This window comes from Actinophytocola xanthii (assembly GCF_001921205.1).
GTDB classification, from domain to species: domain Bacteria; phylum Actinomycetota; class Actinomycetes; order Mycobacteriales; family Pseudonocardiaceae; genus Actinophytocola; species Actinophytocola xanthii.
Genome location: NZ_MSIE01000011.1, coordinates 1 through 26,141 on the forward strand (window position 1 = coordinate 1; position 26,141 = coordinate 26,141).

Sequence of the window (26,141 nt, forward strand, 5' to 3'; positions counted from 1 at the left end):
GCGGGCACTCGATCCTCACCGATGTCACGATCAGCGGCACGCGTGACGAGGTCCGACGCAAGCTCGACGACCTCGCCGGACACGGCGTCACCGAGATCGTGTTCCAACCCTGCGGACCGGACGTGAAGGCCGAGCTGGAACGCTTCCTCGAGGCGGCGGAGACGGTTCGCTAGTCGCCCCTGGAGCCCGTCGGCCCTGTGCCAGCGCGACACAAGGCCGACCTCGGAGTCCGAAAGCAGAAATCACGAACAACGGCCCCACTGGCAGTTGTGCCTCGAGGGCGGGATCCTGTGCGCGTCGGCCTCCTTGCACCACGCGCACTTGGGTCGACCTGCCTCGACGCATGCACACATGACAACCTCCATGATCACCAGGTAGATGTAGATAGAAAGCGGTCCTGTTACCGAGTCAGCTCGCCGTACGTCTCCGGATCACGATCGTGCCGTCGCCGGTGGTCATGGACTTCCACGGTGACGCCGGCCGTCCGCGCGCGAGCCACACACACAGGAAAACCGGCCAGACCACGACCGTCGCCATCTGGGTCATGAACCACGGCAAGCTGCCGAAGATCGTCGCCGCGCCCAACCGGCCGCGTTGACTGAGTTTGACGCGGTACCGACCTACGGCGACCGCTCCGATGCACCCCACGAGATAAACCAACACTAGTGCGACACCCATAGCTTCACGACCTCCTCACGACGAAACTGATGCGAAGTAACGCGACCACGGATTCTCGAGCCAATTCCGACTTCGCTGACCTACTTCGCTGATCGCGAGTGTCGCGTTACATAATTCTTCCTGTAACGGGACGCCCCCCGCTGACGAACGTAGCGATATACCGAGGAACAGGAGAACCGTATGCGACTTCCGAGCGATATTGTCCAACTTCTGACCACTTATATTCGCGTCGAGATGCGCGAGATCGAAGAACCTCCTGGCTACGACCCACGGAGGGTTTACAACCTGTACGGTCAGGCGACGAGCAATCCCCACGAGTTCCTGAAAGCCGTCGCCGACGCGGTGTTGCCGGCGGGTGGCGAAGCGGCCCGCGGCGGAGCTCGCCTCGTCTGGGAACTGCTGTCCGTCGACCTCTTCCGCGTAGATCACAACGCGAAGGCGATGCTCGAGGAAGGGGTCAGGTGGGCTTGTTCGAACAACCGTGAACTAGTCGGTTACGAGACTGACCATTCGTCGTCCTGGCGGACTCCTCGGTAAGAAACCAACAACCTCGTCCTGGCAGATGGGATTCGATTCCTTGTCGAGCTGCGGAGGGGTCGGGTGCATGGACTGCGAGGAGTGGGTGGTGTTCCACGCCAGCCCTGTCCTCACCGAGCAGGTCAGCTCTCAGCCATGCCGACGTGGTACCAGTCAGCGGGCGGTGCCGGCGCGGCGTTTGGTCCAGACGTCGTAGGCCACGGCTGCCAGCAGGACCAGGCCCGACCTTGCCCACCCCGCCCTGGCTTCACGCGCACACCGGACAAGGTCGCCGCCTGGAGCCCGCCGCCCACCGCGTAGATGTGGCGGCCGAAGACCGAGCGGCCGGCCAGCAGCGAGTAGCCGATCACCAGCACCTCCAGCACCCAGGGCAAGTTCTTGAACCTCGCCAGCTGCACCACCACGAACAGCACAACCAGCGCCGCCAGATCGCCACGAAACACGGCGACGGCGTGTACGTCACATTGCAGCTGCCCGAGTTCATGAGCGAGTACTCGTGGGTCCCGTACCTGGCCTGGGGCACCGTGCTCGACGAGGGCGAGGCGCCGGACTCCGAACACGCCGGCTCGCCGACGGCCCCGGCTGGGCACTGGCCTACCACGGCGCGTACGAGTTCGGCGGCCCCGAGGGCGGTCCGTGCCCTGCCCGGCGGGGACCGGTGGCTCGCGCCGGTCAAGGCCGCACCGAGACCGAACGCCACCTGGCCGTCCACGCGGGACACTACGTGGAGCTGAGCGAGCCCGACCAGGCGGCGTGGGAGGTCGGCGGGCACGCCATCCTTACCGACGTCACACTCACCGGCACCCGGGACCAGGTCCGACGCAAGCTCGACGACATCGCCGGGCACGGCGTCATCGAGATCGTGTTCCAACCCTGCGGACCGGACGTGAAGGCGGAGCTGGAACGCTTCCTCGAGACCGCGCAGGCCGTGCGCTAGGCCAGCGGTAGCAGCGAGGTCGGTGCGCCATGCCAGGACAGCCGCAGGGTCTCCCGCGCCCGGGTGCATGCGACGAAGAGCAGGCACCGTTCCTGCTGGAGATGTAGTTCGTGGGCAACGGGGTCCTCGTCGGCGAGCGTCACCGCGGGCAAGATGCCGGTCGATGAGCAGGTGGCTTCCCTGGTTGGCGTACGAGAGCAGGCAGTCGTAGCACGCCCGCGCGCAGCGCTCCCCCGTGTCGTCCAGGTCACCCCCCAGGTCCTCGCCGGTGTCCGGGTCGAAGTGGCAGATGTCGAGGGCCCGTCGGGCGGCGCGACGGAGTGCGCCAGGTTCTTCCACGAGGCGCCGCAGCACCCCGGCGCCGCCTTCGGCGCTTTCGATGAACAGGGCTCGGCCCCGGCTGTCCTTGTCCGGAAGGAGCTCACTGCTCAGCTCGCCGTCCTCGAGCTGGAACTCGGCCTCGACACCGCGTTCGAGGGCGTACATGAACGACAGCGCCGTCGGTCTGTCGACCTGGTCGACAGCCCGGGTCACGAGGATGTTGCGGCTGTCCTCAACGTAGGGGACGACCTGCTGCTTCCGTGGCACGTCGTCGACCGGTTCCAGGTCCTCGCCGCCCTGCCCGTCGTCAGCCAGTGCTCGGCGCTCGGACAGCCAGCGACCGGTCTGCACGTCGATCCAGTATCCGATGTTGCTGTGCGGGTCACGCCGCCTGCGCAGCCCGAGGTTCGTCACCCGGACGGTGGCGGTGTCCCCGTAGTGGAGTTCGAGAACGGGCTGGTCGCCGGTTCTTGCCTCGGCGTCGATCCGTCCTGGCCGCGCTCCGTGGTCGTTGAACCGGTAGGAGGTGATCAGGTCGAAGCCGGTGCGGCGGCGCTCCTCCTCGTCTGAGGAGATCCGGTCCCGCCGGTCGGCGCGCACTGTCTGCAGGCGCAGCAGCCGGTACATCGTCTTCCCGAGTGGGGCGTCGCAGGCGTCGCAGACGTCCGAACCGACTTCGGTGTCGTGCTGGTAGCCGCACGCGGAACAACGGCGGGCAGCTGTGGTGTCCAGGCCGGTGCCGCCGTCCTCACCGGGGGTTAGCTGGACCTGGTTCACCTGGTAACGCACGCCCTCGTGGTACACGAGGGCACCGGGGCCGAACTCGCTAATCGCGATGAACCGCGGACGCTGGATGAACTCGGCGTCTCCACCCATCCCGCGTCGCCCTGGAACGTAAGCCCGCAGCGGCAACCGGGGGAAGGAGTAGCCGGGCAGGAACCCCTCCGCGGCGAGATAGCGGTAGGAGTAGAAGTCGGTCTGGAACTCCTCTGCGTCGTCGAGGCGGAGGAGCCGGAGCTGGTTCTCGGCCTCGCGGCGTCGGCGAGTGGCCTCGTCCCTGGCTTTCGGGCTACTCGCGTGGTCGAGGATGATGGCGTTCTGCTTCTCCTGTTCCCGTACCGCTGACCGGAACAGCTCGCGCCACCGCTCCAGCGACCGGTCGAACTCCAGGGCGGCGTCGGAGACGACCCGCTCGGTCCAGTCGGGGTGCCACCACGAGGTCCGTTCCAGTCGCTCGTTGAGGCCGAAGAGGACATGCCCGGCATGCCGCAGTGCACGTTCCTGGGCCAGATCGGACTCGATCTTCAGACGAACGCCGGCGGCGATCTGCAGAGCAGGTGAGCCGGTGTCGACCACCTTCGCGAGCGAGCGGTCTAGCTTGAGGCCGGTCTCCGCCAGCCAGATGGCATGCACATGGGACCTGAGCAGATCCTCGTTGGTGAGGTCCAGCCTGGGCGGGGCGACCGAGCCGCCGACCATCTGGTCGCGCTTGCGGAAGTAGTACTGGTCGTGTGCGTTGCCGGTAGCGCAGTACGTGACCACCAGCGCTGGTTGACCCGAACGGCCGGCGCGACCGGCACGTTGTGCGTAGTTCGCGGGCGTGGGCGGCACGTTGCGAAGGCCGACAGCGTTCAGGCTGGCGATGTCGATGCCCAGTTCCATGGTCGGTGAGCAGAACAGGACCGGCAGTTCACCGCGTCGGAACTTCTCCTCTCGCTCGATGCGATGCTCGTTGGACACCTGAGCGGTGTGCTCACGGGCATGCATTCCGGCCAGGGTCTCCGCCACGTCGGAGTAGAGCCGGCGAAAGAAGGGGTTGACGCGTGGCCCACGCTCGGACGCCACCTCCTTGCGCAGTGGATCGTCGGCGCCCGCCTTGCCGTCGCCCGCGCGCCAGATGATGGCCGAGGACTTGAGCTGGTAGCCGGCCGCACCGTCCGCCTCGTTGGTACGACTGACGGCGAGCAGACCGCACTCGGCGAGCACCACGAGGAGGTCGACGATGATCTTCTGGGCGTCGTCGCGGCTCAGCTTCTCCGGAAGGCCGGGAAACGTGGTGGGGCGCAGCAGGTAGCGACCGTAGGCACCGTACCCACTGAGGTAGAGGTGGTCTCGACGGCTGCCCTTGCCGCCGGGACGGGCGAACGCCTTGCCGGGGCGGGGCTCACTTTCCCGCTCCGGCAAGGCCCAAGGCTCGTCGAGGTGCTGGCTGGACAGCTTCCGGAGCTGTTCGAAGCCGTGTGGATCAAAGCAGTCGACCTCGACAGCGAGCACCCGGCGCAACTCGTCGAGCAGAATCCTCAGCAGCTCACGCCGGTGCTCGGCGTGGTCATCTCGCAGCACGGGGTGACGGTCATTCCAGAGGGACTGATCGGCGGCGACGTCCGGGAGGTCGACGTAGTCGATTCGCAGCAGACCGGTTTGCTCGAGGTTCGGCATGGTGATCCGCCATCCTCGCTCCAGGTCCTGGTAGAGGCGGTAGCCAACGATTCGTCGCAGGGCGTCCCAGGCGCGGCGTTCGAGGCTGAACCGGGCGGTCTTGTTGCGCGCGAAGTCCGCAAGAGTCAGACCAAGCGCGTCGGTGACCTTCTGTTCGACGATCTCATGGGTCAGACCGTCGGGTGCGGAGCACAGCGCACGGTAGAGCGCTCCCCGCAGCTGGCTGACCTGGATGAAGTCGTTGAAGTGGCCGGCCTGCAGGCTGGCGTCCTGCCGGTTGTCCGCGAACGCGAGCAGTTTCCTGGCGTCGGCGGGCAGGTCGGTCTGGGCGCGGAGGCTCCGGACGATGCTCGCGCTGACGACTGACGCCGCGGAACTCCGGCCCTCGGCTGCGAGAGACGCCAGCTTTCCGAAGTCGCTGCTGCGGAGCTGTTCGTAGGAGACCCTGCAGCGCAGGCAGAACGCGAACGCGCCCGAGATGAAGGCGAACTCGGTGCCCTCACCCGACTCGGTCAGCCGGCCGGTCAGATCGAGGTGGACCTGTTCGGGTAGTCGGTCACGACGGCGTGGTGCAATCGACACGTTGCCATGCTCGTCGGTGACGAGCCAGGACTCGGGCAACCGCTGTTCGCTGATCGCGACGTGCAGGTTCGCTGGCCACGGAACGTCCACGCTGGTGAACAGGTACCCCGGATCGCCCCCGCGGCCCTCACCATCGGCCCTGGAGATGAACCGGACGTAGCCGTCGTCGTCAACCCGCTGCACGACCAGGTACTCCTGGCCGCATTCGCGGCAGAACGCCGCGGGAAGCAGAATCGCATCGCGCCGTTCCGGCTCCGGTACCACTGCCTGGTACCTCGTCGTCACGTAGCGGACGTCGGGAGCCTCAAGGCTCAGGTAGACGTTGTCGCCTTTGGACAGGAACTGGTGGAGCCGGAACGCGAACACCGGCCGGCGGGTACGGGGGTCGACTGTCCGAGCGCCGCGCTGCAGGGTACGAGCGATGGCCGCCGCGCAGCGTTCAAGCGGTAAACCGGTCGTCGCCCGCAGTGCTTCCGCCGCTTCCGGGACGGTGGACGGCTCTTTCGGCCGGACCAACGTGCCCTCTGATTCAACGATGCCGAAGCGCCGCTCGACCCAGGCAGACAACGGGTCGGCCACGAACCGGTGGTAGTCGTCGAGGCCGTCGTCCCCATCGACGCTCTTTCGAAGTCCGCCGACGTCATCCGGGTCACCGACGGTCGCCCGTTGGAGCGTCTCCCCAATGACGTTCATGACCGAGACGGGTGCGCCGAACAGGTCGGTGGCCACCGAGGCGACGGCGGCCTTGCGGTCCTCCTCGGGCCCTTCGGTTGTCATCGTCGCCGAGGTCCCGACGCACTGGAGATCCGTCGCCGCGCAGGCGTCGCGGAGTCGCCTTACCAGCATTCCGACGTCGGCGCCGGAACGACCGCGATAGGTGTGCAGTTCGTCCAGCACCAGGAACCGCAGATCGCTCGCCGCGGTGATCAAGCGGTCGCGTTCCTCCGGCCTGGTGAGCACAAGTTCGAGCATCACGTAGTTGGTCAGAATGATGTCCGGGGGATTGTCCAGAATCTCCGCTCGCTCCGCCTCGCGGTCCTGTCCCGTGTAACGGCGGAACGAGACGAGTTCGTCCTCCGGATCCATCCCGTGCCGGAGAAACTTCTCCAGCTCGTTCTGCTGGCTGTTGGCCAGTGCGTTCATCGGGTAGACGATGATCGCCTTGACTCCTGGCCGGTAGTTTCCGGCCTCGCGCTGCCGCAGGACGCTGTCCACGATCGGGATGATGTAGCTCAGGCTCTTACCCGATCCTGTCCCAGTGGTGAGCACGTAGCTGGCTCTCCCCCGGGCCACCTCGATCGCGTCGCGCTGGTGGTGGTGCAGGTCCAGTGGGTACCCGGTCTGACCTGGCGCGTCCTTTCCGACGCGAAAGATGCGAGCACAGTCCGGGTGCAGGAGACCCTGTGTGACCAGGTCCTGCACCGATCCACCGGAGGCGAAGTTCGGGTTCAGCGACAGGTACGGGTCGGGCCATTGGTCCCCCTCGTGCAGCCGGCGTTCCACATGACGCCTGATCCCCTCGTCGTGAATCTCCGTGAAGCCTGAAGTGAACTCACGGTAGTCATCGATCAGGTGATCGTGTACCTGGAAGACATCCATCTGCGCGTCCCTGTGTTGATCGGCTGCCTCACAGGCTAACGGCACCGACCAGAATCCCGGGTCGAAGGCGTCAGGGACTACCCGCCGCGGCTCTCCACCCACCGCGAGCGCCGCCGGAATCCGAAGAAACGGCTATCGAGCGATCGGGGAGCATGCAAGCCACACGCCTCCAGCCCAGTCATGACGTCGCGTCGACCACTGTCCATTCCTTGCCGTACCAGCTGCCGCTCCCGTCGATGCCCAGACGAACCAGCATGGCAGTCATGCGTCCTTGCCTCTGCCCCCGCGCCAGGACCGGCAACATGCTACTGCTCACTATCCACTATTTGCTTGCTTTGCTTCCTCTTAAAGGATAGTCTCGCTTCGAGGAGGAAAGCAACTATGACTGAGACAATCGAGGTAGACTCCCAGACGTACAGCTCTCTGGAGTTCGCGGCCCGCATGAGTGGGTGCACGGCGGGCGAGGTCGTCGCCCGCCTGGTGGCGCAGGCCAGCATGCCGCCCCCGACGACGGTGGGAGCCCCGGAGCGCTCCGACGCCGACGTCGCCGTGGCGGTTTACGCTGACTACGAGGGCCACCGCACGCAAGGCAGGTACGACCCGAGAACGACCAGGATCGACATCACATCAGGCCCGCTGAGCGGGCGAAGCTTCAAGACGCCGACCGGGGCGGCCCGCGCGGTTGTGGCGCACTACAAACCGGGGGTGAACCCGAACCGCAACGGGTGGGAGTTCTGGCGGCTGGACGACGAGACCGGGAGGGCACTCGCTGGTGTTCGACTAACGTGATGACAGCGTCACGTCGCTCCGGCAGGTGCGCGACGCGCCCCGGAGGCCCCGCGATCCGATACCCGGACGGCTGGACCGCGTACTCCTGGCACGGGGTTCGGGTGCCTCCGGACGTGGTCGAGAGCGGCGCGCTGACCGGTCAGCGCGCCGCGCGGGCGCGGCGTTTGGTCCAGACCTCATAGGCGACGGCTGCCAGCAGGACCAGGCCCTTGACCAGCATCACCCGTTCGCTCGGCGCGCCGATCAGCGACATGCCATTGGGATCACACCCATGATCAGGCCGCCGGTGATGGCACCGACGACCTTGCCCACCCCGCCCTGCACCGCCGCACCGCCGATGAACGCCGCCGCGATCGCGTCCAACTCGAACGCCGTGCCCGCCGTGGGACCAGCCTGATTGAGGCGCCCGGAAAAGATCACACCCGCCAGCGCCGCCAGCACGCCCATGTTCACGAACACCCAGAACGTCACCGGCTTCACCCGAACACCCGACAGGGTCGCCGCCTGAAGGTTACCGCCCACCGCGTAGACATGACGACCGAAGACCGAGCGGCTGGCCAGCAGGGAGTAGCCGATCACCAGCGCAGCCAGATCGCCTGGAGACACGGGTGACGGCCTGTACGTGATGTTGCAGCTGACGGAGTTCATGAGTGAGTACTCGTGGGTCCCGTACCTGACCTGGGGAACAGTGCTCGACGAGGGTGAGCCCGCGGACTCCGAGCTCGGTCACCGCCAGACACGAAACAATGAACCGTCCTCTAGCGACTGATCCGGGTCCACCCCCTGACCCTGGTCACGGGCAGGACGCGCCGCGTTTCGGCGTTCGCGCTAAACTGTGTTCACACCGTTGCCGAACCTCATCGACCTCAGCCTTTGCAGCGCAGGGCCGTGACGGCCTCCCCCCAAGCACCTGAGGACAATGATGAGTAACGTGGCCACCCCGAACACCACCAGCGCCGACTTCGTCGTCGGCACCGAAGGCAACAAGCGTTGCGCGGCATGTCAGCACAGCTGGGCCGAGCACGACGGCATCTCGGCCCGCTTCTGTGCCGCGACCATCGTCAGCGGATCTGACCGCGGCTGCGTCTGTGCTCCCACCGCGAACACGGTCGATTCCGCTGTCGCCACTCAGGACGGCGGCACGGTATCGGACTGAGGGCACGCGAGAACCGCCGGCATCCCGCTTCCGGGTCGCCGGCGGTGTTCCGTCGCGCGTGGTCGAATCAGCTTTGGTCGGCGGGGTACTGCGGCGGCCGACGGACATGGCCGTTGCGTGGTTCGGTCCGGGTCTTGGCGTCGTCGACCTGACGGATCAGGTCGTCACGAACCTCGTTGACGGCCGCCGCCAACTCCCGCGCTGTCGACGTGGCCACCAGGTGCATCCGCGGCGTTCGGCTGATCCAGCACTCCAGGGTGACCTGCTGACCACTGCCGTGCCGTTCCTTGAGGCTGATCTCCAGATCGATCTGGGTGTCCCGGAACGACCGCAGCCTCGTCCCGAGCGCGGCCAGCCGCTGAACGACCCAGTCTCGTTCGGAGGACAGGAAACCCGTGGCGAGGTGCAGCCTCTCGGCGATCACGTTCGACACCTCCGCGGTTTCGTTCATGTGCGGCGACGGCCGCCCTTCTGGTCCGTGTTCGGTGTCGTCGTCAGCGATCGGCCCTCCGCAGCGGGCCGCCGACGGCGTGGAGATGTCCCAGCACGTACCCGTAGGTCCGCATCCAGCCACACTGCGAGTACTCAATGCCCTTGCCCGCACAGAAGGCGCGGACGATCGGTTGGGCGCGACGGAGGTTCGGCCGGGGCATGCTGGGGAACAGATGGTGTTCGACCTGGTAGTTGAGCGCGCCGAGACTGAAGTCCACCCATCTGCCGCCGCGGACGTTGCGTGAGGTGAGCACCTGCCTGCGCAGGAAGTCGAGCGTCTGACCGTTGCTGACGGTGGGCATGCCCTTGTGCCCGGGAGCGAAGGCACATCCCATGTAGACACCCCAGAGGCACTGGTGCACCAGGATGAACACCACCGCCGTGAGCGGCGAGAGTACGAGGAAGACCGCGGTGAGGTAGGCGGCGAAATGACCGACCAGCAGAACCGTCTCGATCCGACGCGCCCTGAGATCCCTGCGCAGCAACGCTCTTACGCTGGAGACGTGCAGGCTGAACCCCTCGAGCAGCAGGAGCGGGAAGAACAGGTACGCCTGGTACTTGGCCATCCAGCGGAGCAGGCCTCGCCGCTGCGCGGCCTGCTCGGTGGTGAACGCGATCGCCGGGATGTGGATGTCGGGGTCGTCGTCCTCGTGGTTGGGGTTGGCGTGGTGGCGGGTGTGCTGTGACATCCATGCCGCGTAGCTGATACCGACCATGCCGCCGTGCCAGAAGCCGACGACGTCGTTCGCCCGCCCGCTGCGGAAGATCTGTTTGTGCCCGGCGTCGTGTCCGACGAACGACAGCTGGGCGAACATCACGGCGAAGAACAGTGCGACGAACAGTTGCCACCAGGAGTCGCCGAGCTGGACGAATGCCACCCAGCCACCCGCGAAGGCGAGAACGTTGAGGGGGATCCTCGCGGCGTAGTAGCCGTACCGGCGGCGAAGCAGCCCGGCTTTCCTGACGAGCTGGGACAGCTCGCCGTAGTCCCCACTGCCGGCTCGCGTCGCGGCGGTGGGCACGACAGACGTCATGGTCGGTACCGCCTGCTGGCCAGGTCGGCGATCGGCCACCGGTCGGCGTTCAGCGGGTCGGCTCCGGAATGTGGTCGATGGCGTAGACGACCTGCACGGCGAGCTCATGGGCCGCCTCCTCACCCATCTTCGAGTTCTTCCGAAGGACATCTTCCACGAACGAGACTCGTCGCTGATAACGGGAGACAAAAGTGGTTTCGGGCATGTGTTCTCCTTGCACCGACCGCGTTTCCCATGTCAGAAAGTGACGTGAGAGGGTCGAAAAAACGCGGTTTTCGAGAAACCCAGGAACCGACACGTCCAATGAGGTGTCATCGCTTCCGGATGTCCTGATCCTACGCCTCGTCGACCACGGATGGGCTGAGAGTCACCTGTGAGTGTCAACCGCCGGGCCGGGTCCTACCGGGCCGCGCCGGCGCGGCGTTTGGTCCAGACGTCGTAGGCCACGGCTGCCAGCAGGACCAGGCCCTTGACCAGCATCACCCGTTCGCTCGGCGCGCCGATCAGGGACATGCCGTTGTTGATCACGCCCATGATCAGGCCGCCGGTGATGGCGCCGACGACCTTGCCCACCCCGCCCTGCACCGCCGCGCCGCCGATGAAGGCCGCGGCGATCGCGTCCAGCTCGAACGCCGTGCCGGCCGTGGGGCCGGCCTGGTTGAGACGACCCGAGAAGATCACGCCGGCCAGCGCGGCCAGCACGCCCATGTTGACGAAGACCCAGAACGTCACCGGCTTCACGCGCACGCCGGACAGGGTCGCGGCCTGGAGGTTGCCGCCCACGGCGTAGATGTGGCGGCCGAAGACCGAGCGGCTCGCCAGCAGCGAGTAGCCGATCACCAGCACCGCCAGCAGCACCAGGACCCAGGGCAGGTTCTTGAACCTCGCCAGCTGCACCACCACGAACAGCACGACCAGCGCCGCCAGCAGGATCTTGCCGGCGAACAGGGGCAGCGGGTCGACGTCCTGTCCGTAGCCCAGCCGCGCTCGGCGGTTGCGCCACTGGACGAACGCGAAGCCCGCCACGGCCAGGATGCCGACCAGCAGGCTGACGATGTCCGCGCCGCCCAGCGGGCCCAGGCCCACGTTGCCGAGATAGCCGCCGGTGAAGCCGTTGGCCAACCTGCGGATCTCGTCGGGGAAGGGGCCGATGCCCTGGTTTCCCAACACGGTCAGCGTGAGCGCGCGGAACACCAGCATCCCGCCCAGCGTGACGATGAACGCCGGAATTCCGAAGTACGCCACCCAGTAGCCCTGGGCGGCTCCGATCAACGCACCGGCGCCGAGCGTGGCGAGCACGGCGAGCCACCACGGGAGACCCAGCTGGACGGTCAGCACCGCGCAGATCGCCCCGGTCAGCGCCACGACCGAGCCGACCGACAGGTCGATGTGGCCGCTGATGATCACCAGGATCATGCCGATCGCCAGGATCAGCACGTAGGAGTTCTGCACGACGATGTTGGAGATGTTCCCCGGCTGGAGCAGCGCCCCGTCGGTGAGGATCGCGAACAGCACCACGATCAGCGCGAACGCCACATAGATGCCGCTCTGCCGCAGGTTGATGTGGAACCGGCGCGGCGCGCCCACCGTGGTGTCCACTGTAGAACGGGGAACGACGTCCAGACTCATCGGCGGACCTCCTGGGTCATCATCCGCATCAGGCGTTCCTGGGTCGCCTCCGCGCGGTCGAGCTCGCCGGTGACCCGACCGGCCGACAGGGCGTAGATCCGGTCGCACAGGCCGAGCAGCTCGGGCAGCTCAGAGGAGATCACCAACACCGCCTTGCCCTGCGCGGCGAGACCGTTGACGATCCCGTAGATCTCGTACTTCGCACCGACGTCCACGCCCCGGGTCGGCTCGTCGAGGATCAGCACGTCCGGCTCGGTGAACATCCACTTCGCCAGCACGACCTTCTGCTGGTTGCCCCCGGACAGCGTGTGCGTCGGCGCCTGCACGCCCGAGGTCTTGATCCGCAGGCGGTCGCGGAAACGCTGGGCCACCCGAACCTCCTCGTGCTGGTCCACCCACCCCCGCCGGGACAGCTTGCCGAGGCCGGCCGCCGACACGTTGCCGGTGACGTCGGCGACCAGGTTCAGCCCGTAGCGCTTGCGGTCCTCGCTGACGTAGGCGATGCCGTGCCGAATCGCGTCGCGGACCGACCGGACGTCGATCTCCCGGCCGTCCTTGAGGATGCGGCCGGAGATGTCGACCCCGTAGGACCGGCCGAACACGCTCATCGCCAGCTCGGTACGCCCGGCACCCATCAGGCCGGCCAGGCCGACGATCTCCCCGCGACGCAGCGAGAGCGTCGCGCCGTCGACCACCACCCGGCCGGCGTGCGCGGGGCTGTGCACCGTCCAGTCCTCGATCCGCAGCACCTCCTCCCCCGGCGGAACAGGATCGCGGGGCGGGAAGCGGTGCTCGAGGTCCCGCCCGACCATGCCGGCGATGATCCGTTCCTCGGTGACCTCGTCGGCGCGCACGTCGAGGGTCTCGACCGTGCGCCCGTCCCGCAGGATCGTCACCCGCTCGGCGATCTCGGTGATCTCGTTGAGCTTGTGTGAGATCACCACGCAGGTGATTCCGTCGTCGCGCAGGCCGCGCAGCAGGTCGAGCAGGTGCGCGGAGTCGTCGTCGTTCAGCGCGGCGGTCGGCTCGTCCAGGATCAGCAGCTCGACCTCCTTGGACAGCGCCTTGGCGATCTCCACCAGCTGTTGCTTGCCGACGCCGAGGTCCCCGGCCGGCGTGGTCGGGTTCTCCCGCAGCCCCACCCGGCGCAGGTGCCGCTGCGCCGCGTGGTTCGTGCGGTTCCAGTCGATCCACCCCCGGTTGGCGCGCTCGTTGCCCAGGAACAGGTTCTCCGCGATCGACAGCTGCGGCACCAGCGCCAGCTCCTGGTGGATGATCACGATGCCCCTGGCCTCGGAGTCCCGGATGCCGTGGAAGGCGCAGGGCTCGCCGGCGAAGACGACCTCCCCGGAGTACGACCCGTGCGGGTGCACCCCGGAGAGGATCTTCATCAGCGTCGACTTGCCGGCCCCGTTCTCGCCGCACACGCCGTGGATCTCGCCGCGCCGCACGGTCAGCTCCACGTCCCGCAGGGCGGTGACACCCGGGAAGGACTTCGTGATGCCGTGCACCGTGAGGATGTCGTCGGTCACCGGAGCTGGTCGGCGCTGTAGTACCCGGACTCGACCAGCACCTTCTGGTAGTTCGACTTGTCCACGATCACCGGCTCGAGGAGGTAGGCCGGGACGACCTTCTCCCCGTTCTCGTAGTCCTCGGTGTTGTTGACCTCCGGCTCCTCGCCCTTGAGCACGGCGTCGGCCATCCGCACCGCCACGTCGGCGAGCTCGCGGGTGTCCTTGTGGATCGTCGAGTACTGCTCGCCGGCGATGATCGACTTCACCGACGCCACCTCGGCGTCCTGCCCGGTGACCACCGGGTAGGGCTGGCCCGCGGTGCCGTAGCCGCTGCTGCGCAGCGCTGAGAGGATGCCGATCGAGAGTCCGTCGTAGGGCGAGAGCACGCCGTCCACCCGGGCGTTGCCGTAGGTCGAGGTGAGCAGGTCCTCCATTCGCCGCTGGGCGGTCGCGGGGTCCCACCGCAGGATGGCGATCGTGCGGAAGTCGGTCTGGCCGCTGCGCACCACCAGGTGGCCGGAGTCGATGTGCTCCTTGAGCACGGACATGGCGCCGTCGAAGAAGAACGTCGCGTTGTTGTCGTCCGGCGACCCGGCGAACAGCTCGATGTTGAACGGTCCCTTCGCGGTGCCGGGCGACCCGTCCGGCTTGAGCATGCCGAGGCCGGTCAGCAGCGAGGTCGCCTGCTGCACGCCGACGGTGAAGTTGTCGAACGAGGCGTAGTAGTCCACGTTGGGGCTCTTGCGGATCAGCCGGTCGTAGGCGATCACCGGGATGTCCGCGTCGGCGGCCTGCTGCAGCTGTGAGGTCAGCGCGGTGCCGTCGATCGAGGCGACGATCAGCACCCGCGCGCCCTTGGTGATCTGGTTCTCCAGCTGGTTCGCCTGGGTCGGGATGTCGTTCTCGGCGTACTGCAGGTCGACCTGGTAGCCCCGCTCCTCCAGCGCCCGCTTGATGTTGTCGCCGTCGTGGATCCAGCGCTCGGAGGAGCGGGTCGGCATGGTCACCCCGACCAGCGCCCCCTCCCCCGACTCCGACTGCTGGTCGGCGGTCTTCTCCGACGAACCGCAGCCGGCCAGCACCAGCGCGGTGGCGGCGGCGAGCGCCGCCGCTAACCGTGGAAACGCCATTGTTCCTCCGTACCTCGTTGTGATCCTGGCCGTCAGAGCCCGCGGGCCAACCGGTGGTAGGCCTGGTTCCAGCGCAACCGGTCGGCGAAGCCGGCGGTGGTGGTGTTCTCGTCGATCAGCACCAGCTCGGTGCCGACCATCTGGGCGAAGTCGTGCAGCACGGCCGAGCCGACCGACTGGGTGAGCACCGTGTGGTGCGGACCGCCCGCGGTGAGCCAGCACTCGGCCGAGGTCCCCAGCGACGGCGCCGGCTCCCACACCGCCCGCGCGACCGGCAGGTTCGGCAGCGGCTCGTCCGGCGGCACGACCGTGATCTCGTTGGCGACCAGGCGGAACCGCTCGCCGAGGTCGGCGAGCCCGATCACGACGGCCGGGCCGGGTGCCGCGTCGAACACCAGGCGCACCGGGTCCTCCCGGTCGCCGATGCTCAGCTGGTGGATCTCGCAGGAGGGCCGGTCCGCGGCGATCGTGGGGCAGACCTCGAGCATGTGCGCGCCGAGCACCTTCGGCGTGCCGGGTCCGAAGTGGTAGGTGTAGTCCTCCATGAACGAGGTTCCGCGCCCGGTTCCGGTGCCCATGGCCTTGACCGCGGCGAGCAGGGCGGAGGTCTTCCAGTCGCCCTCGCCGCCGAAGCCGTAGCCGTCGGCCATCAGCCGCTGCACGGCGAGCCCCGGCAGCTGGCGCAGGCCGCCGAGGTCCTGGAAGTTCGTGGTGAACGCGCCGAACCCGCCCTCGCGGAGGAACCGCCGCAGGCCGGCCTCGATGCGCGCGGCGTAGCGCAGCGAATCGTGCCGCTCTCCCCCGCGCTCGAGCTCCGGGGCAAGGGCGTAGCTCTCGGCATAGTCGGCGACGAGCAGGTCGACCTCGCCGTCGGGGACCGCGTCGACCAGCGCCACGAGGTCGTTGACGCCGTAGGTGTTCACCGAGACGCCGAACCGCAGCTCGGCCTCCACCTTGTCGCCCTCGGTCACGGCGACGTCGCGCATGTTGTCCCCGAACCGGGCCAGGCGCAGGTGCCGCAGGTGGTGGTGGCCGGCCGCGGCCCGCACCCACTCGTCGATCCGCCGGGCCACCTCCGGGTCGGAGGCGTGGCCGGCGACGGTCTTGCGGGTGACGCCGATGCGGGTCTGGATGTAGCCGAACTCCCGGTCCCCGTGCGCGGCCTGGTTCAGGTTCATGAAGTCCATGTCGATGGACTCCCAGGGCAGCGCCTCGTTGAGCTGAGTGTGCAGGTGCAGCAGCGGTTTGCGCAGCACGTCCAGTCCGGTGATCCACATCTTGGCCGGCGAGAACGTGTGCATCCACGCGATCACGCCCACGCAGGACGGGTCGGCGTTGGCGTCCCCGAGCACCTGGCGGATGGCCCCGGCGTCGGTGAGCACCGGGCGCCAGACGATCTCCGCGCTGATCCCGCCGGCGTCGGTGAGCATCCGCTGGATCTGCTCGGACTGGCGCGCGACCTGGTGCAGCGTCGACTCGCCGTAGAGGTGCTGGCTCCCGGTCAGGAACCAGACCTGCGGCTTGGCTGCAGACGACACGTGGCCTCCCCTGTTGGGCTCACTGCCCGTAGACGTTCTGGTAGCGCGCGTAGAGGTGGTCGACGTGCTGCTTGTCGATCGTGTCCGGCGTGCCCAGCTGGTGTGCGAAGTGGACGGTGCGGGCCACGTCCTCGAGCAGGACCGCCGCCTTCACCGCGGCCCGCGCGTCCGGCCCGACGGTGAACGGCCCGTGGTTGCGCATCAGCACGGCCGGGGACCTGCTGCCGCGCAGGGTCTCCACGATCCCCTGCCCGATCGAGTCGTCGCCGATCAGCGCGAACGGGCCCACCGGGATGTCCCCGCCGAACTCGTCGGCGATCATCGTGAGCACGCACGGGATCGGCTCGCCCCTGGCCGCCCACGCCGTGGCGTACGGCGAGTGGGTGTGCGCGACCCCACCCACCTCGGGCAGGTGCCGGTAGACGTAGGCGTGCGCAGCGGTGTCCGAGGAGGGCCGCAGGTCGCCCTCCACGAGGGCGCCGTGCAGGTCGCAGACGACGATCGACTCGGCGCTCAGCTCGTCGTAGGACACCCCGGACGGCTTGATCACCATCAGGTCCTCGCCGGGGACCCGGGCCGAGACGTTGCCCGCCGTCCAGCTGACCAGGCCGTAGCGGGTGAGCTCGCGGTGCAGCAGGGCCACCTCGTGGCGCAGCTCCTCGAGCGTGGGCACGCCGCTCACCGCGACGCCAGGGCCGTGCGGCGCAGCTGCCGGAGCCGGTGCATCACGTCGTTGCCGCCGCGGCCGAAGTAGTCGTGCAGCTCGTGGTACTCCGCGAAGAGCCGTTCGTAGGCCTCCACGTTCGACCCGACCGGCAGGTAGGTCTCCCCGTCGTCGGCTCCCATGGCCTCGGCGGCGGCGCGGATGTCGGGGTAGTAGCCCGCGGCGACCGCCGCGTGCATCGCCGAGCCCAGCGCCGGCCCCTGCTCCGAGCCGATCGTGCGCAGCGGCAGGTTGGTCACGTCGGCGTAGATCCGCATCAGCAGCGGGTTGCGCACCAGGCCGCCGGCGACGACGAGCTCGTCGATCGGCACCCCGGCGTCGGTGAACGCGTCGATGATCATGCGGGTGCCGAACGCGGTGGCCTCCAGCAGCGCCCGGTAGACGTCCTCGGCGCGGGTGGCCAGGGTCTGGCCGAGCACCAGGCCGGACAGCTCGTGGTCCACCAGCACTGACCGGTTCCCGCTGTGCCAGTCCAGCGCCAGCAGGCCGTGGGCGCCCACGGGCTGCGCGGCGGCCAGCTCGGTGAGCAGCTCGTGCACGGAGATGCCGCGCTCGCGGGCCAGCTCGTGGTAGCTCGGTGGGACCTGGCGGTCCACGAACCAGCCGAAGATGTCGCCGACACCGCTCTGCCCGGCCTCATAGCCCCACAGCCCCGGCACGATCCCGCCGTCCACGACCCCGCACATGCCTGGCACCTCGTGCAGGTCGGTGCCGCTGACCACGTGGCAGGTGGAGGTTCCCATGATCGCGACCAGGCGACCGGGCTCCACGGCCCTGGCCGCCGGCGCGGTCACGTGGGCGTCGACGTTGCCCACGGCGACCGCGATGCCCGCGGTCAGCCCGGTCCAGTACGCGGCCAGCGCCGAGAGGTCGCCCGCGCGGTCGCCCAGCGCCCCGATCGGCTGGTTGAGCTTGTCCACGACGAACGTGCCGAACTCGGGGTTCAGCTCGCGCAGGAAGTCCGCCGACGGGTAGGCCCCGTCCTGCCGGATCCCCTTGTATCCGGCGGTGCAGGCGTTGCGCACGTACCTGCCGGTGAGCTGCCAGACGATCCAGTCGGCCGCCTCGACCCAGTGGGCCATGGCCGCGTAGACGTCCGGAGCCTCCTCCAGGACCTCCAGGCCCTTGGCGAACTCCCACTCCGAGGAGATCAGGCCGCCGTAGCGGGGCAGCCACTTCTCCGCGCGCCGGGCGGCCAGCTCGTTGATCCGGTCGGCCTGCGGCTGGGCGGCGTGGTGCTTCCACAGCTTCACGTAGGCATGCGGGTTGCCGGCGAACTCGTCGAGCTCGCAGAGCGGTGTCCCGTCGGCGGTCGTCGGCACCATCGTGCAGGCGGTGAAGTCGGTTCCGATGCCGATCACGTCGGCCGGGTCGACCCCGGCCTCGCGGACGGCGGCCGGCACCGCGGTCCGCAGCACGTCGATGTAGTCCCGAGGCACCTGCAGTGCCCAGTCCGGCGGCAACGGGGCGCCGGTCGCCGGGAGGGTCTCGTCCACCACGCCGTGGGCGTACTCGTGGACGGCGGTCCCCAGCTCGGCCCCGTCGCGCACGCGCACGACGAGCGCGCGACCGGACAGCGTGCCGAAGTCGACACCGACCACAACCGGCTCGTTCACCATGGTTAGGAGTGTTATCGCTAACATTCATGGCGTCAAGAGCCATCTGGGCAGCGTGGAACCGCTGTGGTGAACGTGCACAATAGACAGACGGGTCAGGCCGGCGGAGCGGCCACGCTGTTCCTCGTGATCAACGCGGGTGCGATGGTCCGCCGTTTCGGACCGGTGTCCCCGCCCTCGATCTGGGCGAGCAGGAGACCCAGGGTCTCCCTGGCCACAGCGTCGAAGTCGGGGCGCATGGTGGTGAGCGGCGGAATGAAGTACGCCGCCTCCGGCACGTCGTCGAACCCGACCACGCTCACCTCCTCGGGCACCCGGCGGCCCCGCTCGCTCATCGCGCGCAGGATGCCGAGCGCCAGGTGGTCGTTGGCCGCGAACACCCCGGTCACCTCGGGCATCCTGGCGAGCATCTGGCCGGCCCGGTAGCCCGCGGCGGCGCTCCAGTCGGCGGCGACCAGCGGCGGAACCTCCACCCCGGCGGCCTCCAGCGCCTGCTGCCAGCCCCGCACCCGACCCATCGCGTCGAACCAGTCCGGCGGCCCGGAGACGTGCCAGACCGTGCGGTGGCCGGCCTCGAGCAGGTGGGTCGTCGCGTCGAAGGCACCCGCCGTCTGGTCCACGGTGACCATCGGCGTCGGCCGCTCCGGGTCGCCGTCCACGGTCACCAGCGGCACCCCGGCCGGCACGTCGGCGAGCGCGTCGTTGGCCGAGCCGGTCGGCGCGATCGCCACGATGCCGGCCACCCGCTGGTCCCGGTGGTGCTCGACGGCCTCGGCGATCGATCCGCGGTCGAGCACCTTCACCCGCTTGAGGCTCACCGCGAACCCGGCCTCGGCCGCCGCCAGCTCGAACGCGGCGAGCAGTGAGGCCGGCCCGTACAGGGTGGAGTTGGCCGCGACCACCCCGATCAGCTGCGTGCGCCCGGTGACCAGTGCCCGCGCCGCCTTGTTCGGCCGGTAGCCCAGCTCCTCGATGGCCGCGCGCACCCGCAGCCGGGTCTGCTCGCGAACGTTGGGATGGCCGTTCAGCACGCGCGAGACGGTCTGGTGGGACACCCCGGCGAGGCGGGCGACGTCCGTCATCGCGGGGTCGCGCGACACCTTGCTCGTGACTACCGGGTCCTCCACCGCCGAAACCTCGCTTCAACTCATGATCGTGCCTTTCGCCCAGTGTCCCACCCTCAGCGAATCCAGAAGGTCGAACGCTCCCGTTCGGCGCGTCCCCGACCTGGGGAGGTGAGGACGAGGCGCCCGTCGACGTGGGTGAGATAGGCCCGCCGGCCGGTGCTCGCCCGCAGCGAGACCCCGTCCCGGTGAGCGAGGCCGGGCTCCCGCACGAAGCTGGTCTCCCGGCCGTAGGCGTCGGTGTCCTCGTAGGGATCGACGCGGAGGATGTCGGCGGCCCGGACATACCGGTCGGGGAAGTTCACCGGCTGGAGGGACACGGTGCGGGCGCCGAGGTGGCCGGGAACGAAGCGGAACTGCGTGTCGGCCAGTTCGCGGACGTTGCCCTCGACCCGCAGCCGATACTCGAAGTGCCGCACGACCAGGTGCGGCGCGTCCATCGGGGACAGCCGGCTGATCGGCCCGCCCCTGCCGACCGGCACGCCGAAGCTGGGCGCGCCGTCCTCGTTCCAGTGCAGCCGCTGCACCCGGGTGTGCCGGTTGGGGTCGAACAGCGGGTCGCCCTCGATGTCGCGGTAGTCCCTGGCGTGGTAGACGAGCACGTCGGTGCGGCCGTCCTCGGCGACGGTGAACGAGTTGTGGCCCGGCCCGAACTGACCGGTCTCCGCGTTGGTCACGAAGATCGGGTTGGCCGACTTCGTCCAGGACCGCGCGTCGAGCAGGTTGGCGTTCTCGTCGGCGGTGAGCAGGCCCATGCAGTAGCGGGCGTCGGTGGCGCTGGCCGAGAACGTCACGAACACCCGGCCGTTGCGGATCAGCACGGCCGGCCCCTCGTTGACCCGGAAGCCCTGCGTCTCCCAGCTCGCGGTGGGGACCGCGATCCGCACCGGCTCGGTGGCGAGCTCGAGCGGCGAGGCCATCTCGGCGATGTAGAGGTTGGTGTTGGTGTCGATGCCCGGCTCGTGCTGGGCCCAGAGGAAGTACCGCCGGCCGCGGTGGGCGAAGGTCGTGGCGTCCAGGGTGAACGTCTCCCAGGCCGTGACCATCCGCCGCGGCGGCCGCCAGCCCGACGCCCGGGGGTCGGCATTGTCGGACTCGAGCACGTAGGTGCGGATGCGGAAGGGGTCGTCGGAGTCGCCTGCGGCGAAGTAGACGTACCAGCGGTTGCCGATCCGGTGGAGCTCGGGCGCCCAGATGTAGCCGCCCATCGGGCCGCTCGCCGGCCGGCGCCAGATGGTCCGCTCACGCGCGCTCGCCAGGCCGTCCAGCGTCGTGGCGCCGCGCACGACGACCCGGTCGTACTCGGGCACCGAGCCGGTCAGGTAGTACATGCCGTCCACGGGGCGGGTGATGAACGGGTCGGCCCGCCGCTCCACCAGCGGGTTGCGAGTGGTCAGCGGGAACGGCGAGCCCGGCCGGTCGCCGTGGCCGCCGCGTTCCGCCGCCGCGGCGAGCGGCGTGCCCGCCGAGAGCGCGGTCGCACCGGCCACCACACCGCTCGCATGGAACAGGGTCCTGCGGTCGATCCCGGTCATCTCGTGCTCCTTGTCGCGATCCGTACGAACGTCACCGAGTTCGGCGGGAAGGTGTGGGTGAACGTGCCGGCGACGTCCAGCTGGGACTCCCGGGGTGCGATCGGGGTGGTGTACTGGGTGTTCACGTCGTCGGGATGGCCCGCCAGGGTGGTCACCCTGGCGCGGCGCTCCACGCTCGCCCCGCGCAGGTGGACTGTCGTGCGGGCGGCGGCGTCCTGGGCGTTGACGACCTTGAGGACCAGCTCGCCGGTCGCCGCGTCCCGGGTGACGACCTGGCGGAAGGGCTCGACGACCGCGTCGTCGGTGAACTCGCCCCACAGCTCGCCGTCCAGGTACAGCGCGACGTGACGGCCGCGCACCTGCACGCGCATGTCGTAGGTGCGGCCGGTCTCGACCCGGGTGCCGTCGGAGATGAGCGTGGACTTGCCGCCGCCCTCGGCGCGCTCCACCGCGGACTGGGTGTTGTTCCAGCCGCCCAGGTTCCACCAGTAGTAGTTGCCGGTGTCCCGGACTCCGAACGCGACCAGGAAGCCCTCGCGGCCGGACAGCTTGGTGGCCTTGACCGACAGGTCGTAGTCGCGCCAGGTCGGGTCGCCCGCGGTGACCATCGTGTTCTCCGCGACCGTGTCGGACTGGACGTAACGGCCGTCGGTCACCGCCCAGGAGCCGCGTCCCTCGGTCGGTGTCCAGTTCTCCGCCGTGCCGGAGAAGTCGTCGGCGAACAGGGTCTCGCCCTGGGCGGAGGTCACCCGCACGTCGTCGTAGGCCGCGGCCGTGCCCCAGGTGGACAGCCCCACCGCGCCGGTGATCGGCTCCAGGGTGGACGGTGTGTCGGTGGACTCGCTCGGCACCACGTGGTCGCCCACGTTGGTCATGAACAGCTTCTGCACCTCGTAGCTAGCCGAGCCCCAGACCGCCCGGTTGTTGAACCAGATCATGTCCGGCCGCCACTGCACGTAGTCCTCGTTGGCCAGCAGCGGGGCGTAGGAGGCCAGCCGGACCACGTCGGCGTTGCGTTCGAGGCCGGTCATGTAGGCGGCCTCGGCGAGTGCGTTGCGGAACCGGTTGTCCTGTGAGGCGTACTCGCCGAGGAAGACCTTCGGGCCGGAGCGGTCGTAGGCGTCGTAGCGTTCGTTGTTCTGCAGGAACCAGGTCGGGCTGTTGTAGTAGTGCTCGTCGACCATCTCGACGTCGGCGTCCCGGTTGAGCTGCCAGAGCCGGTCGAACGTGGCACCGGCGTCGTCCGGGCCGGAGTTGCTGATCACGGTGATCTCCGGGTACCGCTCCTCGATGGCCGCGCGGAAGCGGGTGAAGCGGGCGAAGAACTCGTCGGGCAGGTTCTCCTCGTTGCCCACCCCGAGGTGGGTCAGCCCGAACGGCTCGGGATGCCCCATCTGGGCGCGCTTGGCGCCCCAGGTGGAGTCGACCGGGCCGTTGGCGAACTCGACCAGGTCGAGCGTGTCCTGGATGTGCCGGTTCAGCAGGGCCTCGTCGTCGGTGGCGCGGTTCTCCCCGCAGCCGGTGACCAGTGCCGGCACCACCGGCAGCGGCATCGCGCCGATGTCCTCGGCGAACTGGAAGTACTCGTAGTAGCCCAGGCCGTAGGACTGGTTGTAGCCCCAGAAGTTCGCGTTTGTCGCCCGCTGCTCGACCGGCCCGATGGTGTCCTTCCACTGGTAGGAGCGGCGGCGCTCCCAGTTCGGCGCCTCGTAGCCGTAGTGGCTGCCGGTGTTGACCAGGCAGCCGCCGGGGAAGCGCAGGAAGCCCGGCCGCAGCGCGGCGACCTTCTCCGCGAGGTCGCGGCGCATGCCGTTGGGCCGGTTCCTGAAGGTGTCCCGGGGGAACAGCGAGACCATGTCCAGGGCGAGTGTCCCGGTTCCCTCGCCGCGGACCAGCAGTCGTCCGGTGATGCTCGAGGTGCGGGCGAGGAAGGAGCCGGTGTACCGGGTCCAGGCCGCGCCGCGGACGGTGAGCCGCAGCGGGTCGGCCAGCGCGGTGCCGGCCGGGTCGGTGAGCCCCACGCTCAGCGGCGTCGACGGCTGGTCGGTTCGGGCCCAGACGGAGAAGTCGTAGCGCTTGCCGCGCTCGACCCGGATGCCCGAGTTGTACCCGGCGTTGATCACTCCCGCCGGCAGCGCGAGGCTCAGGTAGCGGCGGTTGCGTTCGTTGAGCCGCCCCTCGTCGTCGACCACCCGGGGGTCGCCGCTGTGCGGCGCCCAGCCGGTCAGCGGGGTGTAGGCGGCGTTGTCGACCCGGTCGTACTCGAACGACCGGTTCTGCACCAGCTCGGCGTAGAGCCCGCCGTCGGCGGCCCGGTTGATGTCCTCGAAGAAGACGCCGTACATGTTGTCGGAGATCTCCGGACCGGTCGCGGAGGCGTCCACGGTGACCGTGTACTCGGTCTCCGCCGGCTGGGCCGAGGCAGGCAGGGCCGAGGTGGGCAGAAGCGTCGTCGCGGTCAGCAGGACGGCCGCGGACAGCAGTCGGGATCGGGACATACCTGTACTCCTCGGGGGGATCAGGAATGGGCCGCGCGGACGCGCTCGAGCTCGGCTCGGGTCACCGGCAGGACCGTGCCGTGCCGGGGTCGGCTGGGCAGCTCGTATCCGGCCGAGGGCCGCCACTGCCCGGAGGCGAGGTCGGTGGTCTCGAACGGGACGTAGCCGCGGCCGCCGAACTCGTCGATGAACAGGTACCAGCGGTCCTCGGTGTTGGACGTGAACACCGCCGGTCCCTCGCCGCGGGCGATCGCGCCGGCGCCGATGCATTCGGCCACGAAGTCGTAGTCGGTGTCGCGCAGCCATCGGGAGCGCTCGGCGACGATGAACTTGCCGCACGGCGCGTCCGGCGCGCTCGCCCGCTCGTCCTTGGTGAAGCGGTAGTAGTGCCCGCGGTGCTCGATCACCGTGGAGTCGATCACGGAGTGCCCGGGGTCGGCCCACACCCGCGGCGTGGAGAACGTCCGGAAGTCGCGGGTGGTGGCGTAGAGCATCCGGTTGTAGGACTCGCCGGTGTGGTTCGGGTCGTCCGCGGCGTAGAGCTTGGAGGCCCAGAACACGACGTAGGCGCCGATCGTGCGGTCCCAGTAGGCCTCGGGTGCCCAGGTGTTTCCCGCGGTGTCGGGCGAGACCCGGACGTGGCGCTGCGCCGACCAGTGGACGAGGTCGGTCGACTCCCAGACCTCGATGTGCTTGCTGCCGAAGCGCTGCGCGGCGTCCCAGTCGCCGTTGCCGAAGATCCGCAGGTCGGTGGCGATCAGGTAGAACCGGTCGCCGCGCGGGGAGCGGATGACGAACGGGTCGCGCACCCCCCGGTCCCCCTGCGACGAGGTGAGCACCGGGGCGCCGCCGTTCAGCTCGTCCCAGTGCAGCGGGTCGTTGCCTCGACTCGCCGCGAGATGTACCTGTTCGCCGGTTTCGGTGCCCTCGCCGGTGAAGTAGAAGAAGACGTAACCCCCGTACCTCGGGCGGGCCGAGGCGTGGGATGCGGCTCCGGTGCCGAGGACACCGGACGCCAGAACCGCGAGGGCGAGGGCGAGGACGAACGACCGGGAACGGCGACGAACGGGAAACGCCCGCATGGGGCTCCTTCCGGTCGGCGGCGACACGCGAAGTGAGCGTTAACATAGAACGCGTTCACCACTGAGTCAAGAACGCTAAGTTCTGGTTGCGGTGGGGTTGACGTGAGAACTGTGAACGTTCACTCTAGTGGCCCAGTGACAGGGGTCACTCGCCGTATACGGAGGAAGATCAGTGGTGAAGAAGATCACGGCCGCGCTGGGCGCGGTTCTGCTGGCCGCACTGGCCGCGTGCGGCGAGGGCGGGTCGGGCTCCGCCGGCGCCGGCGGAGGCGCCGGTGGTGGCGGAGGCGACGACACGATCACGATGGGGTTCGCCCAGGTCGGTGCGGAGAGCGGCTGGCGAACGGCGAACACGAAGTCGATCCAGGAGGCCGCCGAGGCCGCCGGCATCGAGCTCAAGTTCTCCGACGCCCAGCAGAGGCAGGAGAACCAGATCAAGGCGATCCGGTCCTACGTCCAGCAGAAGGTCGACGTCATCGCGTTCAGCCCGGTGGTCGAGACCGGGTGGGACCCGGTGCTGCTCGAGGCCAAGCGCGCGAACATCCCGGTGATCCTCACCGACCGCGCGATCGACTCGGAGGACACCTCGCTCTACAAGACCTTCCTCGGCTCGGACTTCGTCGAGGAGGGGAAGAAGGCCGGCAAGTGGCTGGTGGAGAACACGACCGGCCCGCAGCGGGTCGTCGAGCTGCAGGGCAACACCGGGGCCGCCCCGGCGATCGACCGCAAGAAGGGCTTCGAGGAGGAGATCGGCGCCCGGGACGACATCGAGATCGTCGCCTCGCAGCCGGGTGACTTCACCCGGGCCGGCGGCAAGCAGGTCATGGAGGCGTTCCTGCGGTCCACCCCGAACATCGACGTGGTCTACGCGCACAACGACGACATGGGTCTCGGCGCGATCGAGGCCATCAAGGCTGCGGGCAAGGTGCCCGGCAAGGACATCAAGATCATCACCGTGGACGCGGTGAAGGCCGGCATGGAGGCGCTCGCCAAGGGCGAGATCAACTTCATCGTCGAGTGCAACCCGCTGCTCGGCGAGCAGCTGATGGAGCTCGCGGAGAAGGTCGTCGCCGGCGAGGAGGTGCCGACCCGGGTGGTCACCGAGGAGGGCACGTTCACTTCGGAGCAGGCCAAGGCCGCGCTGCCGGACCGCAAGTACTGAGCAGGTTTTCACCGGTCCCCGTCAC

Annotated in this window: 19 protein-coding genes and 2 pseudogenes; 5 read left to right on the plus strand and 16 right to left on the minus strand. The window is 68.8% G+C overall.

Annotated features, from left to right (window positions below):
* Window positions 1–439 precede the first annotated feature (439 nt).
* Both BU204_RS39915 and BU204_RS07680 read left to right on the plus strand, forming a co-directional pair.
* The gene (locus BU204_RS39915; RefSeq protein ID WP_158073411.1) at window positions 440–598 is read left to right on the plus strand and encodes a hypothetical protein; all 159 of its coding nucleotides are present in this window, start codon (window positions 440–442) and stop codon (window positions 596–598) included.
* Between the two features lie 260 nt (window positions 599–858).
* On the plus strand, window positions 859–1,215 hold the full coding sequence (locus BU204_RS07680; protein WP_075124880.1) for a hypothetical protein: 357 nt from the start codon (window positions 859–861) through the stop codon (window positions 1,213–1,215).
* Window positions 1,216–1,460: 245 nt separating this feature from the next.
* Here BU204_RS07680 and BU204_RS07685 read toward each other — a convergent pair.
* Window positions 1,461–1,637: pseudogene (locus BU204_RS07685) on the minus strand (sugar ABC transporter permease); the annotation flags it as partial.
* On the minus strand, window positions 1,562–6,997 hold the full coding sequence (locus BU204_RS07690; RefSeq protein ID WP_233159694.1) for a DEAD/DEAH box helicase: 5,436 nt from the start codon (window positions 6,995–6,997) through the stop codon (window positions 1,562–1,564). The pseudogene BU204_RS07685 and the gene BU204_RS07690, both read right to left, overlap by 76 nt.
* 477 nt (window positions 6,998–7,474) lie before the next feature.
* On the opposite strand from BU204_RS07690, the gene BU204_RS07695 reads away from it, so the two are divergent.
* Window positions 7,475–7,882, plus strand: a complete 408-nt coding sequence (locus BU204_RS07695; RefSeq protein ID WP_075124882.1) for a hypothetical protein — start codon at window positions 7,475–7,477, stop codon at window positions 7,880–7,882.
* A 139-nt stretch (window positions 7,883–8,021) separates the two neighbouring features.
* Here BU204_RS07695 and BU204_RS07700 read toward each other — a convergent pair.
* Window positions 8,022–8,473 (minus strand): annotated as a pseudogene (locus BU204_RS07700) (ABC transporter permease subunit); the annotation flags it as partial.
* A gap of 340 nt (window positions 8,474–8,813) precedes the next feature.
* Between BU204_RS07700 and BU204_RS07705 the strand changes: the two are divergent.
* Complete coding sequence (locus tag BU204_RS07705; protein WP_075124883.1) at window positions 8,814–9,038, plus strand: RGCVC family protein; 225 nt, start codon at window positions 8,814–8,816, stop codon at window positions 9,036–9,038.
* Window positions 9,039–9,105: 67 nt separating this feature from the next.
* On the opposite strand, the gene BU204_RS07710 is transcribed toward BU204_RS07705, so the two are convergent.
* From BU204_RS07710 to BU204_RS07765, 13 genes are all read right to left on the minus strand, one after another.
* Entirely contained in the window at window positions 9,106–9,462 is a 357-nt protein-coding gene (locus tag BU204_RS07710) for an HPF/RaiA family ribosome-associated protein (protein WP_233159702.1), read from the minus strand.
* Window positions 9,463–9,532: 70 nt separating this feature from the next.
* Window positions 9,533–10,564 (minus strand): fatty acid desaturase family protein, encoded by a 1,032-nt coding sequence (locus BU204_RS07715; RefSeq protein ID WP_075124885.1) that lies wholly within the window; start codon window positions 10,562–10,564, stop codon window positions 9,533–9,535.
* Between the two features lie 49 nt (window positions 10,565–10,613).
* Entirely contained in the window at window positions 10,614–10,769 is a 156-nt protein-coding gene (locus tag BU204_RS39920; protein WP_158073412.1) for a DUF6307 family protein, read from the minus strand.
* A gap of 194 nt (window positions 10,770–10,963) precedes the next feature.
* Window positions 10,964–12,193 carry a multiple monosaccharide ABC transporter permease gene (gene mmsB, locus BU204_RS07720; RefSeq protein ID WP_075124886.1) on the minus strand — a complete coding sequence of 410 codons (1,230 nt, stop codon included), beginning with the start codon at window positions 12,191–12,193 and terminating at the stop codon, window positions 10,964–10,966.
* Window positions 12,190–13,725 carry a multiple monosaccharide ABC transporter ATP-binding protein gene (mmsA, locus tag BU204_RS07725; protein WP_075124887.1) on the minus strand — a complete coding sequence of 512 codons (1,536 nt, stop codon included), beginning with the start codon at window positions 13,723–13,725 and terminating at the stop codon, window positions 12,190–12,192. Before mmsA ends, mmsB begins: the two co-directional genes overlap by 4 nt.
* Window positions 13,722–14,837, minus strand: a complete 1,116-nt coding sequence (gene chvE / locus BU204_RS07730; RefSeq protein ID WP_075124888.1) for a multiple monosaccharide ABC transporter substrate-binding protein — start codon at window positions 14,835–14,837, stop codon at window positions 13,722–13,724. The genes mmsA and chvE overlap by 4 nt, the downstream gene beginning before the upstream one ends.
* A gap of 32 nt (window positions 14,838–14,869) precedes the next feature.
* Window positions 14,870–16,375 (minus strand): L-arabinose isomerase, encoded by a 1,506-nt coding sequence (gene araA / locus BU204_RS07735; RefSeq protein WP_075124889.1) that lies wholly within the window; start codon window positions 16,373–16,375, stop codon window positions 14,870–14,872.
* A gap of 19 nt (window positions 16,376–16,394) precedes the next feature.
* A complete protein-coding gene (locus BU204_RS07740) occupies window positions 16,395–17,048 on the minus strand; it encodes an L-ribulose-5-phosphate 4-epimerase (protein WP_198942799.1) in 654 nt (217 codons plus the stop codon).
* 5 nt (window positions 17,049–17,053) lie between these two features.
* Window positions 17,054–18,718 carry a ribulokinase gene (araB, locus tag BU204_RS07745; RefSeq protein ID WP_198942800.1) on the minus strand — a complete coding sequence of 555 codons (1,665 nt, stop codon included), beginning with the start codon at window positions 18,716–18,718 and terminating at the stop codon, window positions 17,054–17,056.
* A gap of 92 nt (window positions 18,719–18,810) precedes the next feature.
* Window positions 18,811–19,797: a LacI family DNA-binding transcriptional regulator gene (locus tag BU204_RS07750; protein ID WP_075125013.1), complete on the minus strand. Its 987-nt coding sequence runs from the start codon at window positions 19,795–19,797 to the stop codon at window positions 18,811–18,813.
* Between the two features lie 98 nt (window positions 19,798–19,895).
* On the minus strand, window positions 19,896–21,374 hold the full coding sequence (locus BU204_RS07755) for a family 43 glycosylhydrolase (protein ID WP_075124891.1): 1,479 nt from the start codon (window positions 21,372–21,374) through the stop codon (window positions 19,896–19,898).
* The gene (locus BU204_RS07760) at window positions 21,371–23,872 is read right to left on the minus strand and encodes an alpha-L-arabinofuranosidase C-terminal domain-containing protein (protein WP_075124892.1); all 2,502 of its coding nucleotides are present in this window, start codon (window positions 23,870–23,872) and stop codon (window positions 21,371–21,373) included. The genes BU204_RS07755 and BU204_RS07760 overlap by 4 nt, the downstream gene beginning before the upstream one ends.
* A gap of 20 nt (window positions 23,873–23,892) precedes the next feature.
* Window positions 23,893–24,954 (minus strand): glycoside hydrolase family 43 protein, encoded by a 1,062-nt coding sequence (locus BU204_RS07765; RefSeq protein ID WP_075124893.1) that lies wholly within the window; start codon window positions 24,952–24,954, stop codon window positions 23,893–23,895.
* Window positions 24,955–25,126: 172 nt separating this feature from the next.
* On the opposite strand from BU204_RS07765, the gene BU204_RS07770 reads away from it, so the two are divergent.
* On the plus strand, window positions 25,127–26,116 hold the full coding sequence (locus tag BU204_RS07770; protein ID WP_075124894.1) for an ABC transporter substrate-binding protein: 990 nt from the start codon (window positions 25,127–25,129) through the stop codon (window positions 26,114–26,116).
* Window positions 26,117–26,141 lie beyond the last annotated feature (25 nt).

Bases quoted from the DNA above. Each gene is read 5' to 3' on its own strand.
- BU204_RS07680 (WP_075124880.1), top strand. From the start codon at position 859: ATGCGACTTCCGAGCGATATTGTCCAACTTCTGACCACTTATATTCGC.
- BU204_RS07755 (WP_075124891.1), bottom strand. From the start codon at position 21,374: ATGACCGGGATCGACCGCAGGACCCTGTTCCATGCGAGCGGTGTGGTG.
- mmsB (WP_075124886.1), bottom strand. From the start codon at position 12,193: ATGAGTCTGGACGTCGTTCCCCGTTCTACAGTGGACACCACGGTGGGC.
- BU204_RS39920 (WP_158073412.1), bottom strand. From the start codon at position 10,769: ATGCCCGAAACCACTTTTGTCTCCCGTTATCAGCGACGAGTCTCGTTC.
- BU204_RS07765 (WP_075124893.1), bottom strand. From the start codon at position 24,954: ATGCGGGCGTTTCCCGTTCGTCGCCGTTCCCGGTCGTTCGTCCTCGCC.
- BU204_RS07750 (WP_075125013.1), bottom strand. From the start codon at position 19,797: ATGACGGACGTCGCCCGCCTCGCCGGGGTGTCCCACCAGACCGTCTCG.
- BU204_RS07760 (WP_075124892.1), bottom strand. From the start codon at position 23,872: ATGTCCCGATCCCGACTGCTGTCCGCGGCCGTCCTGCTGACCGCGACG.
- chvE (WP_075124888.1), bottom strand. From the start codon at position 14,837: ATGGCGTTTCCACGGTTAGCGGCGGCGCTCGCCGCCGCCACCGCGCTG.
- BU204_RS07715 (WP_075124885.1), bottom strand. From the start codon at position 10,564: ATGACGTCTGTCGTGCCCACCGCCGCGACGCGAGCCGGCAGTGGGGAC.
- araB (WP_198942800.1), bottom strand. From the start codon at position 18,718: ATGGTGAACGAGCCGGTTGTGGTCGGTGTCGACTTCGGCACGCTGTCC.
- BU204_RS07695 (WP_075124882.1), top strand. From the start codon at position 7,475: ATGACTGAGACAATCGAGGTAGACTCCCAGACGTACAGCTCTCTGGAG.